Consider the following 15,682-nt stretch of genomic DNA (forward strand, 5'->3'; position numbering starts at 1 on the left):
CGGGGCGGAGGCTTGCCTCAAGCGGTTTTTTTCAGTACGGGCCGGCTACCACCAATGCCAGTGAGCGCCTGCCAGGCCTCATAAGTGCTGAGAAACACCCGGCCACCTAGATGTGACAGCAGCTCAGTACTCTTCAGGCGATCCATAACGGGCCCTTTGACTTCAGAGAGGTGCAAGCGCACACCGGCATCCCGCAGGCGCTCGTTGATGGCTTCCAGGCTTTCCAGCGCGGAGGCGTCCACCAGGTTGACCGCCGGGCATACCAGCACCAGGTCTTTCAGTTCCGGCTCACTGATAGCCAGGTCCATCACTGTCTCCTCCAGAAAGCGTGCATTGGCAAAATACAGGCTTTCGTCAACACGCAAAAACGTGACCCTCGGGCACACTTCAACGTCGTGCCGCAGCACGTTACGAAAGTGTTCGGTTCCCGGAACCCGGCCCACAACGGCGCTGTGGGGCCGGCTGGTGCGGTACAGGAAGAGCCCGATGGAGAGGGCGACACCGGCAATAATGCCCGCCTCCACGCTGTGCCCGAGAGTCAGAATGATGGTGGCCAGCATGGCACCGAAATCTGTCCGTGAATAACGCCAGGTGCGACCCAGTGCCGGCAAATCAATCAGTGTTGCCACCGCAACAATAATGGTCGCTGCAAGTGTTGCCTGCGGGAGATAGGCAATGGCCGGAGTCAGGAACAGGGTTGCCAGGGCAATTCCGACCGCGGTATAGGCGCCTGCTGCCGGGGTTTCCGCACCGGCATCAAAGTTGACCACCGAGCGCGAGAAACCTCCGGTTACCGGCATGCCACCGGAAAAACCGGCGCCAAGGTTGGCGGTTCCCAGGCCGATCAGTTCCTGGTCCGGATCTATGCGCTGGCGCCGTTTGGCTGCCAGAGTCTGGCCCACGGAAACGGACTCGACAAAACCCACAATGCTGATCAGCAAGGCGCTCACCGCCAGTTGCTGCCAAAGCTCCCAATCGAGTGCGGGCATAGTCAGTTCAGGAAGCCCCCGGGGCACCACCCCCACCAGGCGCACACCTTGGGTGTCGAGCCGCAGCTGCCAGGCAATCAGGGTAGTCACCAGCACAGCAAGTATTGGCGCCGTTTTAGTGATGATATCCGCAGAACGGGCGCCCAGGCCCCAGCGCATCATGAGGGATTTCAAATACTTCCGGGAAAACACCAGGAACAGAAGTGCACCTGTGCCAATTGCCAGGGTCGGCAGGTTGGTGTCACCAATCGACTGCAGCAGGGACTGGCCGATGGTCAGAAGGTTATGCCCGGAAGCCTGCACGCCAAAAATATGCTTGAGCTGGCTGGCGGCAATCACAATTCCGGAAGCAGTAATAAAGCCGGAAATCACCGGGTGGCTGAGAAAGTTGGCGAGAAACCCCAGCCGCAGAATACCCATCAGGGTGAGCATAAGCCCCGACATAATTGCCAGCAGCACGGCTCCGGCGATGTATTCGGAACTTCCAGCCTCCGCCAGCGGCGCCAGTGCGGCAGCGGTCATCAGCGACGCCACCGCCACCGGGCCAACCGAAAGCGTTCTGCTGGTGCCAAAAATGGCGTAAATCACCAGGGGCAGAATACTGGCGTACAGCCCCACGTGCGCAGGCAGGCCCGCCAGCAGCGCGTAGGCCAGGGATTGCGGAATGAGCATCACGGTTACTATAACCGCAGCCACCAGATCGCTGGTGGCCTGGCTACGGCTGTACTGTGGCGCCCACTGGAGAACAGGCAAATAACGCTTGAGGTTCATCCGGCACTCAGAACAGGTTGACCGGAATTTTCAGATAAACCTGGCCATTGTCCTCAGCCGGCGGCATCTCCCCTGCCCGCATGTTTACCTGTACAGATGGCAGAATCAGCCGGGGCATGTCCAGGGTTGCGTCGCGCTCGGTGCGCATCTTTACAAACTCTTCTTCGCTAACGCCATCGTGCACATGGATATTGGCCTCACGCTGCTCCGCCACGGTTGTCTGGTGCACATACTTATCCCGGCCCGGCGCCTTGTAGTCGTGGCACAGGAAAATACGGGTTTGCGCAGGCAGCGACAGCACCTTGCGGATCGACCGGTAGAGCTCACGGGCATCGCCACCCGGGAAATCACAGCGTGCGGTTCCGTAATCCGGCATAAACAGGGTGTCGCCCACAAAGGCCGCATCACCGATCACATAGGTCAAACAGGCGGGAGTGTGGCCCGGCGTGTGCATTACACGGCATTCCAGGCCACCTATGGCAAAGGCATCGCCATCCTGGAAAAGGCGGTCAAACTGGCTGCCATCACGGGCAAATTCAGTACCCGCATTAAACGCTTTACCAAAAATCTCCTGGACATCCCGGATGTGTGCTCCAATCCCGGTTTTGCCTCCGAGTTTTTCATGGAGATAAGGCGCTGCGGACAAGTGATCCGCATGCACATGGGTTTCCAGAATCCACTCAACGTCCAGATTGTGTGACCGGACGTATTCGATGATCTCATCAGCCGAGCGCACATCGGTCCTGCCTGCGGCGTAGTCAAAATCAAGCACCGAATCGAGAATGGCGCAGGCCTTGCTCTGTGGATCACGGACCACATAACTGAACGTATTGGTGGGCTCGTCAAAAAAATGCTGAACGATGGGGTTGAGCATGATCGTCACCTCCGTCAGAGTGGAGCCTTAAAAATTAATTCTAAGGATATACCAAAACGGAATATTAGGTGAAATTCTCTTTATTTATATGCGCGATACCCCTGATGCATCCACAAGACAGTCACGCCCTTCCTGTTTTGCCTGGTACAGCCGGTCATCCGCCAACCGGATAAGCAGGTCCGGTGAGGACGGAACATCACCCAGTTCCGCGATCGCGGCAATGCCCGCACTGACCGTCAGTGGCAAAGTAGTGCCTTCAAAAATAAAACCCTGGTCGCGTACTGCGCGGATAATACGCCCGACCGTACATTTTACATCCGCCTGGCTGACACCACTGAATGCAACCACAAACTCCTCACCGCCGAATCGCGCCACCACATCGGTCTCTCGGGTTTGCTCCAGAAGAATGTCGGCAAACTTGCGCAGGCAGACATCCCCTCCAAGGTGTCCTATGGAGTCGTTAATGCGCTTGAACCGATCCAGATCGAACATCGCCAGCGTAAAATTTTCGCCGTAACGGCTGGCGCGGCCCAGCATCTCATCGAGCCGTGGCATCAGATAGCGGCGGTTGTGCAGAGTGGTCAAAGGATCGCGGATGGACTGGTTAAGAAGCTCCGTCTCCAGCCGGTTACGCTCAAAAGCTCCGGAGAGCAGGCCGGATACGATAATCAGAAGATCTGCCTGATCCTCACGCCAGGTGCGTTTGCGGTTCGAGTCCACTCCAAAGAAACCGGTAACCTTGCCTCTGACACGCACCGGCACACAGCACATGGAACAGACACCCTGCTGCTCCAGCATGCTACGCTCCGGGCCCGCAGGTATCTGTTCGATTTCTTCAATAAAAATGACCCGGTTGCCGATCACCATCTCATCGATCTTGCCTTGCCACCACTCGAAATCGTCCGTTGGTATGTCGCGCTGACTTTCGATAAGAGATGGCACACCGTCTGCGCACCATTCGTGGGTGTTATCCATAACACGACCGTCCGCTGAAAACTCATACAGGTAGGCGCGATCGACCCCGAAAAAGCTGCCAATCGCCCTCAGCAACTCGTTAATACTCTGGTCCATGGTGCCAAAACCCAGGTTGATAAACCCGGTAGAAAGCCTGGCGATCAGTTTCTGGAAATCTGCCTGGAAAGCCGACTCAGCCTCACGCTCTCTGAGCGTGTTTTCAAGTTCTTTGTAGTGCTGGATACTGTGAAACTGGCCATACCAGATGGTGCTTCCATCGGCCTGACGCTCGGGCGTAGCGTTGACTTCAAACCACTCATAATGACCGGCGCTCACTCGCAGTCTTGCCTGATATTGCCAGGATTTCAGCGATTGAACGGATTCTTCAATACTGGAGCCAACACCGTTGCTGTCCTCCGGGTGTACCGTTGCAAACAGCGCATCGGCGTTTTTGTGCAAAGTATCGGGATCTAACCCCAGAATGCCATGCACCTGCTCGCTGACAAACAGAAACCTGTGGGTCTCTCTGTCGGCGCTCAACCAATAGATGTAGAGAACACCGGAAATGCCCGAAGCCAGCTTTCTGAAAAAGTAATCAGAGCCGGTAAAACTTGGCCCCAGACCGGACTTTTTTGTCATGAACTGTTCCCCTTCCGGGCATGTATCATGTGTGCTCAACAAAAGTGTAGCCCACCGGGCCATGTGCAGCTATTTCCCGGCCTTCTGTGTTCATTCGCATCAGAGCGGCATTTGGATGAACCTCTGTAGGTAACTGATTAAGCCGGACTATAGTCTTAATTAGAATATGCTTATTTCATTAAGTGAATTACGCAACTACAGGGTAGAGTTGTCAGTAACCTCAAAGGAGCTCCACCATGAACCCGGACACCATGCATTCCGGCAACAGAATCACCCGTGAATGGCAGGCTTTCTGGCTGGCCGTTGGCTTTCTCACCCGCATCCCCATGCTGGTGCGCATCGACTACTCCCAGAAGTTGATGAACCAGTGCAGCATGTACTTTCCACTCGTAGGCCTGCTGCTGGGTGCCCTGTATGCCGGGCTGTTCGCCCTTCTCAGCCTGGCCTGGAGCCCGCTGGTCTGTGTCCTGCTGGTTATGTGTTTTCACCTGTTCATTACCGGCGCTTTTCATGAAGACGGTCTTGCCGACAGCGTGGATGCACTGGGTGGTGGCTATACCGTTGAGAAGCGTCTGGAAATCATGAAGGACAGCCGCATCGGTACCTACGGCACTGTGGCACTGGTGCTGGCTCTCGGCCTGAAAGCAGCGCTGTTGGTGGATGCCCGGAGTATCTGGCTGGCGCTGCTGCTTGCCCCTGCCCTCAGCCGCCTGGCACCGCTTCTGCTAATGGCCTGGCTGCCCTATGTGACCGATCCGGACAAAAGCAAAAGCAAGCCGGTGGCAGACGGCTTCTCGCGCAAGCGCCTGCTTGTCAGCATTGCGTTTAGTGCCGCAACAGCCCTGGTTTTCAGCCCCTGGCTGCCGGGATTGTTGCCGGTTGCCGTAATGGCAACTGTGGCGGTAGTACTGATTTGGGGCTGGTATCTGAGAAAAAACCTGAATGGCTACACCGGTGACACCTTGGGTGCCAGTGTGGTGTTTTGTGAGCTGGCCCTGCTGCTGGGAATGTAAGTGCCCGGCAGCAGGTTGCGATAGTTCAGCGGTTGATGCGGGATATTTTGGTGCCTTCAATACTCAACCCGGCCATCAGACCCTGCTGGCTGAAGATAAACGCATAGGCATCGTTTTTAAGCGAGGAGGTTGACAGGTTTTTCGCCACGCCTTCGTCAACCAGCACCACCGTCGGGCCGACACCAATTTCCCAGCCTTTCGATTTTTCCAGGTAGGACACCGCCTCATCCGTCATCAGAAAGACTGCGTAGGCATAGGACTGAGCCCCTGCCTGCAACCCCCAGGAGCCAGTGACAGAATTGTAGTAGTCCGTCACTTCCGAGTCTTTCAGCAAAACGCCTTCGCCGTAGCTGCCGCCAAATACCAGTCCGGCTTTAACAATATTGGGGAACACCAGTATGGCCTTGGCATCGCGGGACAACGTTTCTGCAACGGGATGGGATTTGTAGAGAGTGTCCAGCGCTTGCCTGGCATTGCGTTCGAGATCTTCCGCGCTTGCAGCCATTGCCTGGCTTGTGCCTGTGATCGCCAGAATCGACGTCAGCGCAAGTACAACTCCGAGAAACCTGTTATGTAGTGCGTTCATGACACAGCCCTCCTGCTCGTTCACCCGACTATAAATCAGCTGGGCAAAAAATGACCATTACGTCTATGACATGCAGCGTTCAGGTTCAACTGTCCGCCGCGCAAGAGACAATCCGCGAAAGATGACTGTAGGGCATACCCGTTTCCTTATGCCAGGTGTTGAACGCGTCTTGCGCCTGCTGCAGGCCCCTTTTGCTGCCTGGGGCTGCATCCAGCAGTTCTGCATGGCGCAAAACCGCTACCACGTCGCCCGACAGAATAAACCCGTCCCAGCCCACACGGCGCAGGAAGTACTGCGCGCTGGTACCACCCAGCCGTGACCCGTTGCGCTTGAGCCAAAGCAACAGGCCCGCCTGATCCTCGTACGGCCACTGTTTCAGGAAAGCGCCAAAGCTGCCGTATTCCCGCGCCGCATCCATAATCATACGGGCGTTGTCAGGTACCGTGCGGATTTTCTGCATGTTACGAACAATGCGCTCATCCTGGGCCAGTGCCTCCAGAACCTCCGGCGATACCTGCTGCCAGTAGGCGGGCACAAACCCGTGGAACGCAGCTTCGAAACCCGGCCATTTATTGTCAATAACCCGCCACACAAAGCCCGCCTTGAACACGCAGCGGGTGATTTCCGAAAGGTAGCGGTCGTCCGTTAACGCCGCCAGCGCATCGGAAGGAGGCAATGTGGGCAAGAGGGCGTTCAGCCCTTCAACGCCGCCTTTACGGGCAATGGCACGTTCGTGAATCTTTGAAAAACTCATAGCTTCTCATCGCTGACTTAGTAAGGGATAGCCGAAGTTTTATATCGCTTTCGTATTAATAGTGACCTGACTCAAACATTCTTCTCACATCTCTACTACCTTGGGGGTTAACGATCCGGAAATCGTGCTCACTCCTGGCTGGTCACGAACAAATTGTTCTCAGCCGGAGCCGAGTCCCTTAATTAGGTCTGCATACACTGCCTGTGCGGATAAAAGGAGATGCGCTGTGAATGATAAAACCCCATCCCCGGAAACCTCTTCTGGCAATACGCCAGAGAACTCACACAATGATCCGGAACAGGATCTGGCAACGCGGTTCCCCACCGCCTATACCATTCTGTTTCTGCTGATTATCCTGGTTGCAGCCCTGACCTGGATTATACCAGCCGGCCAGTACGACCGCGCCATGAACGAGGAAGTCGGGCGTGAGGTGGCCGTGCCTGGCACCTACCAGACGGTTGACCCCAACCCTCAGGGTTTCATGGAGATTATGCTGGCGCCCACGGCCGGATTTTATGATCCGGACAGTTATGTGGCCAACGCCATTGATGTTGCCCTGTTCGTGCTTTTCCTGGGTGGCTTTCTCGGCGTAATGAACGCTACGGGGGCCATTGATACCGGGATACGCAGCGCCATGCGGCACCTCAAGGGCCATGAAATCTGGATGATCCCGATACTGATGTCCCTGTTTGCCATTGGCGGCACAACCTATGGCATGGCCGAGGAGACCCTGGCTTTCTATGCCATTCTGATCCCCGTTATGATGGCCGCGGGATACGATGTCATTACCGGGGTAGCCATTATCCTGATCGGAGCCGGCATTGGTGTTCTGGGCTCCACCATCAATCCGTTTGCCACGGTTATTGCTGCCAACGCGGCTCAAATCCCGTTTACGGACGGTATTGTGGTGCGCTTTATCCTGCTCATTGGCGGCCTATTAATCTGCTCTGCCTACGTTATGCGTTACGCCGTTCGTGTAAAAGCGGACCCCTCCCGCTCCGTTGTCTCCAAACAGTGGGATGCGCACCGCAGGCTCTTCCTGGGTAAACATGCCGATGAAGTCGAGGCTTCTACTCTCAACAGAACGCAGATTGTTGCCCTTCTGATCTTCGCTGTCACCTTTGCGGTCATGATCTGGGGCGTTTCGTCACAGGGCTGGTGGATGGCTCGCATGGGCGCGCTGTTTTTTGGTGCGGCTATTGTGATCGGTATCATTGCCCGCCTTGGCGAGAAAAAGCTCACCGGCAGCTTTGTAGATGGCGCCAGGGATCTCCTCGGCGTTGCTCTGGTCGTTGGGCTGGCCCGGGGCATTGTGGTGATCATGGATCAGGGCATGATTGCAGACACCATTCTGCACAGTGCCGAAACATCCCTCGGTGGCCTGCCCGAACTGGCGTTTATCAACCTGATGTTCTGGATTGAGGTAGGCATGAGCTTCTTTGTGCCATCGTCATCCGGGCTGGCGGTTCTGTCCATGCCGATTCTCGCCCCCCTTGCCGATTTCGCCAACGTAGGGCGCGACCTTGTGGTTACCGCCTACCAGTCTGCCAACGGCCTGGTGAACCTGATCAACCCGACCTTTGCCGTAGTGGTCGGTGGCCTGGCGATTGGCCGGGTTTCATACGACCGCTGGATCGCGTTCATCTGGCCTTTGCTGCTGATCCTCACCATCTTCATTTCCGTGGTTATCAGCGCAGCTGCACTTATTTAACGGAGGATTGAACCATGTCTGAACACAAGCTTGGAGTACATTCCGAAACCGGAAAACTGCGGCAAGTGGTTGTATGCCGCCCTGGCCTTGCTCACCGCAGGCTGACCCCGTCCAACTGTGACGCCCTGTTATTTGACGACGTATTCTGGGTCAAACAGGCCCAGAAAGATCACGATGTGTTTGTGAACGTGATGCGGGACCGGGGTGTCGAGGTGCTGGATGTCAACGAGCTATTGGCTGAAACCCTGGACATTCCGCAAGCCCGCAAGTGGATTCTTGATCACCGGATTACCTGGAACGACATTGGTGTCGGCATGATTTCCGACCTTCGTGCCTGGATGGACGAACTGCCGGGCAGCAAGCTCTCGGAATACCTGATTGGCGGCCTTGAAGTGGGTGATCTGCCATTTGACCCAACCGGACTTTTCGGCAACCACCTTGGCCACTATGGATTTGTGCTGCCGCCACTACCAAACTATCTGTTCACCCGGGACAACAGCTCCTGGATCTACGAAGGCGTTACCCTGAACCCCATGTACTGGGCGGCACGCCAGCCGGAAACCCTGCTGATGGCCGGCGTCTACAAATACCACCCGAAATTCGCTGGCAAGGTGGATGTGCTCTGGGGTGACCCCACCCAGAACCACGGCCTTGCCACGCTTGAAGGCGGCGATGTCATGCCCGTAGGCAACGGCACTGTGCTTGTGGGCATGGGCGAGCGCTCATCACCCCAGGCCGTCGGGCAGTTGGCTAACGCCCTATTCGAAAAAGGCACTGCGGAACGGGTCATCGCCTGCCAGATCCCCAAAACCCGTGCAGCCATGCATCTGGACACCATCTTTACTTTCTGCGGCGGCAACGTGGTTACCGCCTTTAAAGAAATGGCCGACGAGCTGATTTGCTACGACTTGCGCCCCGGTGAAGGCAAAAAGCACCTGTCTTTCCGCCAGGACCCCCGGCCCTTTTTTAATGTGGTGGCTGACGTTCTTGGCTACAAATCCCTCGAGGTTGTACCGACCGGCGGTGATAACCCGGCCGAGCGGGAACGGGAGCAGTGGAACGATGGCAACAACGTGCTGGCTTTGAGCCCCGGGGTGGTCATCGGTTACGACCGCAACGACGACACCAACGCCGCACTGGAAGCAGCAGGCATTGAAGTGCTGGCCATTCCCGGCGCCGAACTGGGCCGTGGCCGTGGCGGCGGGCGTTGCATGAGCTGCCCCACAATGCGTGACCCCGTCTGACCGGAGAGGATAAAGACCATGGCTTTTAATCTGAAAAATCGTCATTTCCTCACCTTGCGGGACTTTTCCCCGCAAGAGATCAGCTTTCTGCTGAAGCTGGCCAAAGACCTGAAGGCGGCCAAATACGCCGGCACTGAAGTGCCCCAACTGACCGGCAAGGAACTTGCGCTGATCTTCGAAAAGAACTCCACGCGAACCCGGGTGGGGTTCGAGGTGGCCGCTTACGATCAGGGTGCCAGGGTGACCTATCTCGGTCCTTCAGGCACCCATATCGGTCACAAGGAATCGGTAAAAGATACCGCCCGGGTGCTGGGCCGCGTTTATGACGGTATCGAGTACCGGGGCTTCGGCCAGAAGATAGTTGAAGAGCTGGCAGAGTATGCAGGGGTGCCGGTGTTTAACGGCCTGACCGACGAGTTCCACCCAACCCAGATTCTTGCGGATTTTCTAACCATGCAGGAACACGTTGAAAAACCCCTGCATGAGGTGGCGTATGTATTTATCGGCGACACAGCCAATAACATGGGCGACAGCCTGCTGATTGGCGGTGCCAAAATGGGCATGGATGTGCGCCTGTGCGCGCCAGAAGCCTGTTGGCCAAAGCCGTCTATACAAGACGAAGCCCGGGCCATCGCTCAGGAAACCGGCGCCCGGATCACCATTACTGAAGACATCGACGCCGCCGTGGCAGGCGTCGATTTTGTATACACTGACGTATGGGTATCCATGGGTGAGCCGAAAGAAAAGTGGGGGGAGCGGATCAAGCTGCTGATGCCCTACCAGGTGAACACCGCCCTGATGGAAAAAACCGGCAACCCGCGAGCCCGTTTTATGCATTGCCTGCCCGCGTTTCACAACACCGAAACCACGGTGGGCAAGGAAATAGAAGCCGAATTTGGCATCAGCGCCATGGAGGTGACGGACGAGGTTTTCGAGAGCCCCGCATCCATTGTGTTTGATCAGGCGGAAAATCGCATGCACACCATCAAGGCGGTGCTGGTAGCCACACTCGGAGCCTGATGCTGGGCCCGACAGCTGAAAAAGGATGCACAGGATGCTGATTGTTGCAGCTCTGGGCGGTAACGCCCTGTTGAAGCGCGGCGAGCCATTAACCGCAGAAACCCAACGCACCAATGTGAAAATTGCCGCACAATCACTGGCGAAACTGGTACGTGCCGGGCATGATCTGGTGATTACCCACGGTAACGGACCTCAGGTGGGGTTACTGGCATTGCAGGGTGCGGCCTACAAACCTGAGGAAGCGTATCCGCTGGATGTGCTGGGGGCGGAAACCGGCGGTATGATCGGTTACATGATTGAGCAGGAGATGGAAAACGCCCTGGGTCATGATCGCCCTGTGGCAACCCTGCTCACCCAGGTGGTGGTTGACCGGGACGATCCTGCCTTCAAAAACCCCACCAAGTTTATTGGCCCGGTCTATGATAAGGCAGAAGCAGAATCCCGGGCTGCGGCAGCCGGCTGGCACATTGCCGCCGATGGCGACAAGTGGCGCAGAGTAGTCCCCTCACCTGCGCCCAGGGAAATACCGGATATGCGGGTACTGAAGCTGCTGCTGGACCAGGGCGTGGTTGTTATCTGTACCGGGGGCGGTGGCATCCCGGTGCTGCGCCGTAATGACGGCAGCATGACCGGCGTCGAAGCAGTGATCGACAAGGACGCCGCCAGTGCCTTACTTGCAAGGGAGCTCAATGCCGACGCACTGTTGCTTCTGACCGATGTGGATGCAGTGTATCGTGACTTTGGCACTCCTGAAGCCGAGCCAGTCCGCAACGTGACTCCTGCGCAGGCCAGAACGCTGGACGTACCGGCGGGCTCCATGGGGCCAAAGGTGGCGGCGGCGTGCGATTTCGCCGACACTGGTGGTATCAGCGGAATCGGCCGCCTGGAGGATGCCCTCGACATTCTCGATGGACGAGCAGGTACACTGGTCTCCAAAGATGCCATCCATAACGCTTAATCGCTCGGGCTCGTGAAACATGTTGGATCAGATTGATGATGTTGGGCAGATTGTCGGGATTCGCGGTGGCGTTGTCGACGTGAAGTTTCCGGCAGCCTCGCCCCGCATTCAGGATCTGGTTTACGCCGGCAGCCTGGCGATGGAGGTAACCTCACTCCTGGAGAACGGCGCTGTACGCTGTATGGCGCTGGCGCCCGTGCGCGGGCTGGGGCTGGGAATGCCGGTAACGGCCACAGGTGCGCCCATTCAGGTTCCGGTAGGCGATACCGTGCTGGGGCGCATGCTCAATGTGTTTGGCGAGCCGATTGATGACAAGCCTGCCCCTGCCGCCACCGTGCGCCGCTCCATTCACCAGCCACCTCCGGCCCTGGAAGACCGCGTAATACACAGCGACATTCTGGAAACCGGCATCAAGGCCATTGATCTGCTGTCCCCCATTGAGCGCGGTGGCAAAACCGGCCTGTTCGGCGGTGCCGGCGTAGGTAAAACCGTGCTGATTACCGAACTGATCAACAACACGGTTCAGCACTACCAGGGCGTGAGCCTGTTTTGCGGCATCGGCGAACGCTCGCGAGAGGCGGAGGAACTCTACCGCGAGATGGGCGACGCCGGGGTTCGGGATAAAACCGTGATGCTGTTCGGGCAAATGAACGAAGCCCCGGGGGTACGGTTTCTGGTAGGCAAATCGGCGCTCACCATGGCGGAGTATTTCCGCGACGACCAGAAGCAGGATGTGCTGCTGCTTATCGACAATATTTTCCGCTTTGTGCAAGCCGGCTCCGAAGTCTCCGGGCTGATGGGTCGCATGCCCTCCCGGGTGGGTTACCAGCCCACGCTGGCCACTGAACTGGCCACGCTGCAGGAGCGCATCACCTCTACCCGTAACGGCGCCATCACCTCCATTCAGGCGGTTTACGTGCCGGCGGATGATTTTACCGATCCGGCAGCGGCGCACATTTTCTCGCACCTTTCTGCCTCGGTGGTGCTGTCACGCAAACGCGCCAGTGAAGGACTCTACCCGGCTGTGGACCCCCTTGGCTCCGCCTCCGTTATGCTGACGCCCGCCATTGTTGGCCAGCGCCATTACGACATTGCCCGGGCAGTAAGGCGCACCCTGGCCGAGTACGAAGACCTGCGCGACATCATTGCCATGCTGGGTATGGAAGAACTCTCAGCCGCAGACCGGGCCACGGTAGCGCGGGCGCGGCGGCTTGAACGCTTTCTTACACAACCGTTTTTCACCGTTGGCGCCCTGACCGGCGACAGCGGCAGGCGCGTATCCATCAAAGACACCCTGAACGGCTGCGAAACCATCCTGAACCAGACCGAATTTCATGATAACGAAACCGACTACTACATGATCGGCTCCCTGAAGGATCTGGAGACCAAATCATGAGCCTTGCCGAATCCATGCAGGTAACGCTGCGACTGCCCACCCGAACGCTGTTCGAAGGCCGTGTGCAGCGGCTGTTTGCCACCGCACAAAACGGGGCTTTCGGCATGCTGCCAAACCATACGGATTTCGTTACTGCCGTGGTGCCCTCGGTATTGATTCTCACCTCAACCGATGGCACCGAGATGTTTTTTGGCATTGATGAGGGCGTGCTGATGAAAAAAGGCCACCGGGTAGACATTGCCATACGCCGCGGCGTTCAGGGCAAGGATCTTGAATCCCTGCACGAAACCATACAGGCCACGTTTATCGAAGTGGACGAAGAAGAACGGGTGGCGCGTTCAGCCCTGTCCCGGCTGGAAGCGGGCATAGTGCGGCGCTTTGGCGACCTTCGGAAACCCACGGTATGAGCAGCAAAGACGATCGCTCGGCAGAAGACATACGGCGCAGTGCCGAACGCATGAAGCGCGCACGCGAAGAGCCAGGGATAAGCCCTCTGCGCGGGCTGGGTGCGTTCGGGATCATCGGCTGGTCGATCGCGGTGCCCACAGTGGGTGGCGCCTTCCTGGGATTATGGCTGAACAAAGTGGCACCCCAGAACTTTTCATGGCCCATTGCACTGATCCTGGGTGGCGTGGTTGTTGGCGGCATTATTGCCTGGGGCTGGATCGAAAAAGAAGGGCCGGATCACAAGGGAGACAAACGGTGATAACGGTAGACTGGCAAGCGGTACTGCTGGGGTTTTCTGTTGGTTTACCCCTCAGTGCACTGTTCTTCATAGGGCTGGCGTGGGGTATGCGCCGCGCCCTGGGCTCTGACCGGCCCGGGCTCTGGCTGATGGCAAGTTCGTTCTGCCGGATTGCAGTGCTGCTTGGCCTTGGCGTTCTGGTAACCGCTTACGCCGGCAGCAACTGGGCCATAGCCGGCTACACACTGGCGTTTTTCATGGCGCGCATTGTAGCCGTGCTCTGGGCCAGGGTTGGCAAGGCACACACAACGGCCACACAGGAGGGCGCGTAATGCAGCTTACCCCCGATGACATTGTTGTTTTCACACTGGCAGGCTGGAAGGTTAACGCCACCATCGTCAACACCTGGATTGTAATGGCGCTGCTGGTGGGAATTTCCATGCTGATCACCCGCAATCTGCGCCCAGATGTACCACCCAACCGCTGGCGCACAACACTGGAAGTGATCGTGAAATTGATTCAGGGCCAGATTGAAGAAGTCACCCGCAACTCGGCGCGCCACGTCATGTACTTTGCCGGTACCCTGTTCCTGTTCATCGCCTTGTCGAACCTGATGCTGGTGATACCCGGGTTTTCGCCGCCCACATCGTCGCTATCCACCACGGCGGCACTGGCCTTGTCTGTGCTGGTTGCGGTGCCGGTTTTCGGCATAGCCAGCGGCGGCGTCGGGCACTACCTCAAAACCTTTATCGAACCCTCGATCATCATGTTGCCTTTCAACATTATCGGTGAGTTCTCCCGGGGCATTTCACTGGCCATCCGCCTTTACGGCAACGTGATGAGTGGCGCCGTCATTGCGGCCATCCTGCTGACGGTCGCGCCGTTTTTCTTCCCGGTGATCATGGACATGCTCGGCTTGTTAACCGGCATGATCCAGGCCTACATATTCGCCATTCTTGCCACCGTCTATATTTCATCTGCCACCGCAGAGCCAGACCATCCAGCGCTCAAGAAAGAGGATAAATCATGACCGATCTTGCCATTATTGCGGCCATTTCCATATTTACCGCCGGCCTGACCATCGCCATCGGGGCCATCGGCCCGGCACTGGGCGAAGGCCGGGCCGCCGCAGCGGCGATTGCCGCGATCGCACAGCAACCGGATGCAGCGCCAACCCTGTCACGAACCCTGTTTGTGAGCCTGGCGATGATTGAATCCACCGCTATTTACTGCTTCGTGGTGGCGATGATTCTGATTTTCGCCAACCCGTTCTGGGATGCCATGCAGGTTGCCGCAGGAGGCTAGAGCCGATCATGTCCATTGACTGGGTTACCGTTATTGCGCAGGTCGCCAACTTCCTGGTGCTGGTGTGGCTGCTGAAGCGCTTTCTCTACCGCCCCATCCTTGACGGCATTGATGCCCGTGAGGCGGAAATAACCCGCCGCATGGCCGAAGCCGGGGAGGCCGAGAAAAAAGCCCAGGCCGCCGAAGCGGAATTTCGCCAGCAGAAAAAACAGCTGTTGTCTGACCAGGATGCCGTGGTCAAGCAGGCGTTAAGGGAATCGGAAGACCAGCGTGACAGCATTCTGGCCGAGGCCCGTGCCAGGCTGGAGCAGGAACAGCAAGACTGGCACAAACACCTTGAGCGTGAGCGCCAGAAGTTCACCGCGCAACTGCAGCGGGCCGGCGAAGAAACCCTGCTGGAGCTCACGCGCAAAGCCCTGCGGGATCTCGCGGATGAATCCCTGGAAGAGGCCATCGTTCGCCACGTCAGCGCGCGCTTGCGGCCGATTGCCAGCGAGCTTTCCGATGCAGCGGGGGCCAGCAGGGAAGCGATAGCAACCACCCGAGATCCCCTGCCCGAAGCAGCTCAGGCGCTGATGCAGGCCGACATAAAAGATATGCTGCCTGACATTAGCCTGCGCTTTGAAACCGACCCAGAACAGGCGCCGGGGCTGGTTCTGCGGGTTGGCGGCGCCCAGGTGGCCTGGACTGTAGACAGCTACACTGAAGAATTCGATGCGCTGTTAAGCGAGCGCATGGCGGCCGGTGCATCCGGGCGGGTTCAGCCCGCTGGTACATAAACCC

At 57.5% G+C, this 15,682-nt stretch carries 17 protein-coding genes; 12 read left to right on the forward strand and 5 right to left on the reverse strand.

Annotated elements, in window-relative coordinates; genetic code table 11:
* Positions 1-17: 17 nt before the first annotated feature.
* The 3 genes from CDH48_RS03910 to CDH48_RS03920 form a co-directional block, all read right to left on the reverse strand.
* The gene (locus CDH48_RS03910; RefSeq protein ID WP_100687420.1) at positions 18-1,760 is read right to left on the reverse strand and encodes a SulP family inorganic anion transporter; all 1,743 of its coding nucleotides are present in this window, start codon (positions 1,758-1,760) and stop codon (positions 18-20) included.
* A gap of 7 nt (positions 1,761-1,767) precedes the next feature.
* Positions 1,768-2,634, reverse strand: coding sequence for an MBL fold metallo-hydrolase (locus CDH48_RS03915; RefSeq protein ID WP_100687421.1), 867 nt, complete (start codon positions 2,632-2,634; stop codon positions 1,768-1,770).
* A gap of 84 nt (positions 2,635-2,718) precedes the next feature.
* Positions 2,719-4,227: a sensor domain-containing diguanylate cyclase gene (locus tag CDH48_RS03920; RefSeq protein WP_100687422.1), complete on the reverse strand. Its 1,509-nt coding sequence runs from the start codon at positions 4,225-4,227 to the stop codon at positions 2,719-2,721.
* Positions 4,228-4,463: 236 nt separating this feature from the next.
* Between CDH48_RS03920 and cobS the strand changes: the two genes are divergently transcribed.
* Complete coding sequence (gene cobS / locus CDH48_RS03925) at positions 4,464-5,240, forward strand: adenosylcobinamide-GDP ribazoletransferase (RefSeq protein ID WP_227520930.1); 777 nt, start codon at positions 4,464-4,466, stop codon at positions 5,238-5,240.
* A 25-nt stretch (positions 5,241-5,265) separates the two neighbouring features.
* Here the strand turns inward: cobS and CDH48_RS03930 are convergent, their stop codons facing one another.
* Positions 5,266-5,826: a lipid-binding SYLF domain-containing protein gene (locus tag CDH48_RS03930; protein WP_100687423.1), complete on the reverse strand. Its 561-nt coding sequence runs from the start codon at positions 5,824-5,826 to the stop codon at positions 5,266-5,268.
* Between the two features lie 85 nt (positions 5,827-5,911).
* Positions 5,912-6,580, reverse strand: a complete 669-nt coding sequence (locus CDH48_RS03935) for a DNA-3-methyladenine glycosylase I (protein ID WP_100687424.1) — start codon at positions 6,578-6,580, stop codon at positions 5,912-5,914.
* 226 nt (positions 6,581-6,806) lie between these two features.
* Between CDH48_RS03935 and CDH48_RS03940 the strand changes: the two genes are divergently transcribed.
* Genes CDH48_RS03940 through CDH48_RS03990 form a run of 11 tightly spaced genes read left to right on the forward strand, consistent with a single transcriptional unit; the run spans position 6,807 to position 15,678 of the window.
* A complete protein-coding gene (locus CDH48_RS03940) occupies positions 6,807-8,291 on the forward strand; it encodes a YfcC family protein (RefSeq protein ID WP_227520931.1) in 1,485 nt (494 codons plus the stop codon).
* A gap of 14 nt (positions 8,292-8,305) precedes the next feature.
* Positions 8,306-9,535 (forward strand): arginine deiminase, encoded by a 1,230-nt coding sequence (locus tag CDH48_RS03945; protein ID WP_100687425.1) that lies wholly within the window; start codon positions 8,306-8,308, stop codon positions 9,533-9,535.
* 18 nt (positions 9,536-9,553) lie between these two features.
* The gene (locus tag CDH48_RS03950) at positions 9,554-10,555 is read left to right on the forward strand and encodes an ornithine carbamoyltransferase (RefSeq protein WP_100687426.1); all 1,002 of its coding nucleotides are present in this window, start codon (positions 9,554-9,556) and stop codon (positions 10,553-10,555) included.
* A 34-nt stretch (positions 10,556-10,589) separates the two neighbouring features.
* Positions 10,590-11,513, forward strand: coding sequence for a carbamate kinase (arcC, locus tag CDH48_RS03955; RefSeq protein WP_100687427.1), 924 nt, complete (start codon positions 10,590-10,592; stop codon positions 11,511-11,513).
* Positions 11,514-11,532: 19 nt separating this feature from the next.
* Positions 11,533-12,909: a F0F1 ATP synthase subunit beta gene (atpD, locus tag CDH48_RS03960; protein WP_100687428.1), complete on the forward strand. Its 1,377-nt coding sequence runs from the start codon at positions 11,533-11,535 to the stop codon at positions 12,907-12,909.
* Positions 12,906-13,316, forward strand: a complete 411-nt coding sequence (locus CDH48_RS03965) for an ATPase (protein WP_100687429.1) — start codon at positions 12,906-12,908, stop codon at positions 13,314-13,316. Before atpD ends, CDH48_RS03965 begins: the two co-directional genes overlap by 4 nt.
* Entirely contained in the window at positions 13,313-13,615 is a 303-nt protein-coding gene (locus CDH48_RS03970; RefSeq protein ID WP_100687430.1) for an AtpZ/AtpI family protein, read from the forward strand. The genes CDH48_RS03965 and CDH48_RS03970 overlap by 4 nt, the downstream gene beginning before the upstream one ends.
* Positions 13,612-13,926 carry an ATP synthase subunit I gene (locus CDH48_RS03975; protein WP_227520932.1) on the forward strand — a complete coding sequence of 105 codons (315 nt, stop codon included), beginning with the start codon at positions 13,612-13,614 and terminating at the stop codon, positions 13,924-13,926. The genes CDH48_RS03970 and CDH48_RS03975 overlap by 4 nt, the downstream gene beginning before the upstream one ends.
* Positions 13,926-14,624 carry a F0F1 ATP synthase subunit A gene (locus CDH48_RS03980; protein ID WP_100687431.1) on the forward strand — a complete coding sequence of 233 codons (699 nt, stop codon included), beginning with the start codon at positions 13,926-13,928 and terminating at the stop codon, positions 14,622-14,624. The genes CDH48_RS03975 and CDH48_RS03980 overlap by 1 nt, the downstream gene beginning before the upstream one ends.
* The gene (locus CDH48_RS03985; RefSeq protein ID WP_022990721.1) at positions 14,621-14,899 is read left to right on the forward strand and encodes a F0F1 ATP synthase subunit C; all 279 of its coding nucleotides are present in this window, start codon (positions 14,621-14,623) and stop codon (positions 14,897-14,899) included. Before CDH48_RS03980 ends, CDH48_RS03985 begins: the two co-directional genes overlap by 4 nt.
* Positions 14,900-14,907: 8 nt before the next feature.
* Positions 14,908-15,678 carry a F0F1 ATP synthase subunit B family protein gene (locus CDH48_RS03990; protein WP_100687432.1) on the forward strand — a complete coding sequence of 257 codons (771 nt, stop codon included), beginning with the start codon at positions 14,908-14,910 and terminating at the stop codon, positions 15,676-15,678.
* The last annotated feature ends 4 nt before the right edge of the window (positions 15,679-15,682 follow it).

Source organism: Marinobacter aromaticivorans (assembly GCF_002806975.1).
GTDB classification, from domain to species: Bacteria; Pseudomonadota; Gammaproteobacteria; order Pseudomonadales; family Oleiphilaceae; genus Marinobacter; species Marinobacter aromaticivorans.

Bases quoted from the DNA above. Each gene is read 5' to 3' on its own strand.
- CDH48_RS03970 (WP_100687430.1), top strand. From the start codon at position 13,313: ATGAGCAGCAAAGACGATCGCTCGGCAGAAGACATACGGCGCAGTGCC.
- CDH48_RS03935 (WP_100687424.1), bottom strand. From the start codon at position 6,580: ATGAGTTTTTCAAAGATTCACGAACGTGCCATTGCCCGTAAAGGCGGC.
- CDH48_RS03920 (WP_100687422.1), bottom strand. From the start codon at position 4,227: ATGACAAAAAAGTCCGGTCTGGGGCCAAGTTTTACCGGCTCTGATTAC.
- arcC (WP_100687427.1), top strand. From the start codon at position 10,590: ATGCTGATTGTTGCAGCTCTGGGCGGTAACGCCCTGTTGAAGCGCGGC.
- CDH48_RS03910 (WP_100687420.1), bottom strand. From the start codon at position 1,760: ATGAACCTCAAGCGTTATTTGCCTGTTCTCCAGTGGGCGCCACAGTAC.
- CDH48_RS03980 (WP_100687431.1), top strand. From the start codon at position 13,926: ATGCAGCTTACCCCCGATGACATTGTTGTTTTCACACTGGCAGGCTGG.
- CDH48_RS03915 (WP_100687421.1), bottom strand. From the start codon at position 2,634: ATGCTCAACCCCATCGTTCAGCATTTTTTTGACGAGCCCACCAATACG.
- CDH48_RS03985 (WP_022990721.1), top strand. From the start codon at position 14,621: ATGACCGATCTTGCCATTATTGCGGCCATTTCCATATTTACCGCCGGC.
- CDH48_RS03950 (WP_100687426.1), top strand. From the start codon at position 9,554: ATGGCTTTTAATCTGAAAAATCGTCATTTCCTCACCTTGCGGGACTTT.
- atpD (WP_100687428.1), top strand. From the start codon at position 11,533: ATGTTGGATCAGATTGATGATGTTGGGCAGATTGTCGGGATTCGCGGT.
- CDH48_RS03945 (WP_100687425.1), top strand. From the start codon at position 8,306: ATGTCTGAACACAAGCTTGGAGTACATTCCGAAACCGGAAAACTGCGG.
- CDH48_RS03965 (WP_100687429.1), top strand. From the start codon at position 12,906: ATGAGCCTTGCCGAATCCATGCAGGTAACGCTGCGACTGCCCACCCGA.
- CDH48_RS03990 (WP_100687432.1), top strand. From the start codon at position 14,908: ATGTCCATTGACTGGGTTACCGTTATTGCGCAGGTCGCCAACTTCCTG.
- CDH48_RS03930 (WP_100687423.1), bottom strand. From the start codon at position 5,826: ATGAACGCACTACATAACAGGTTTCTCGGAGTTGTACTTGCGCTGACG.
- cobS (WP_227520930.1), top strand. From the start codon at position 4,464: ATGAACCCGGACACCATGCATTCCGGCAACAGAATCACCCGTGAATGG.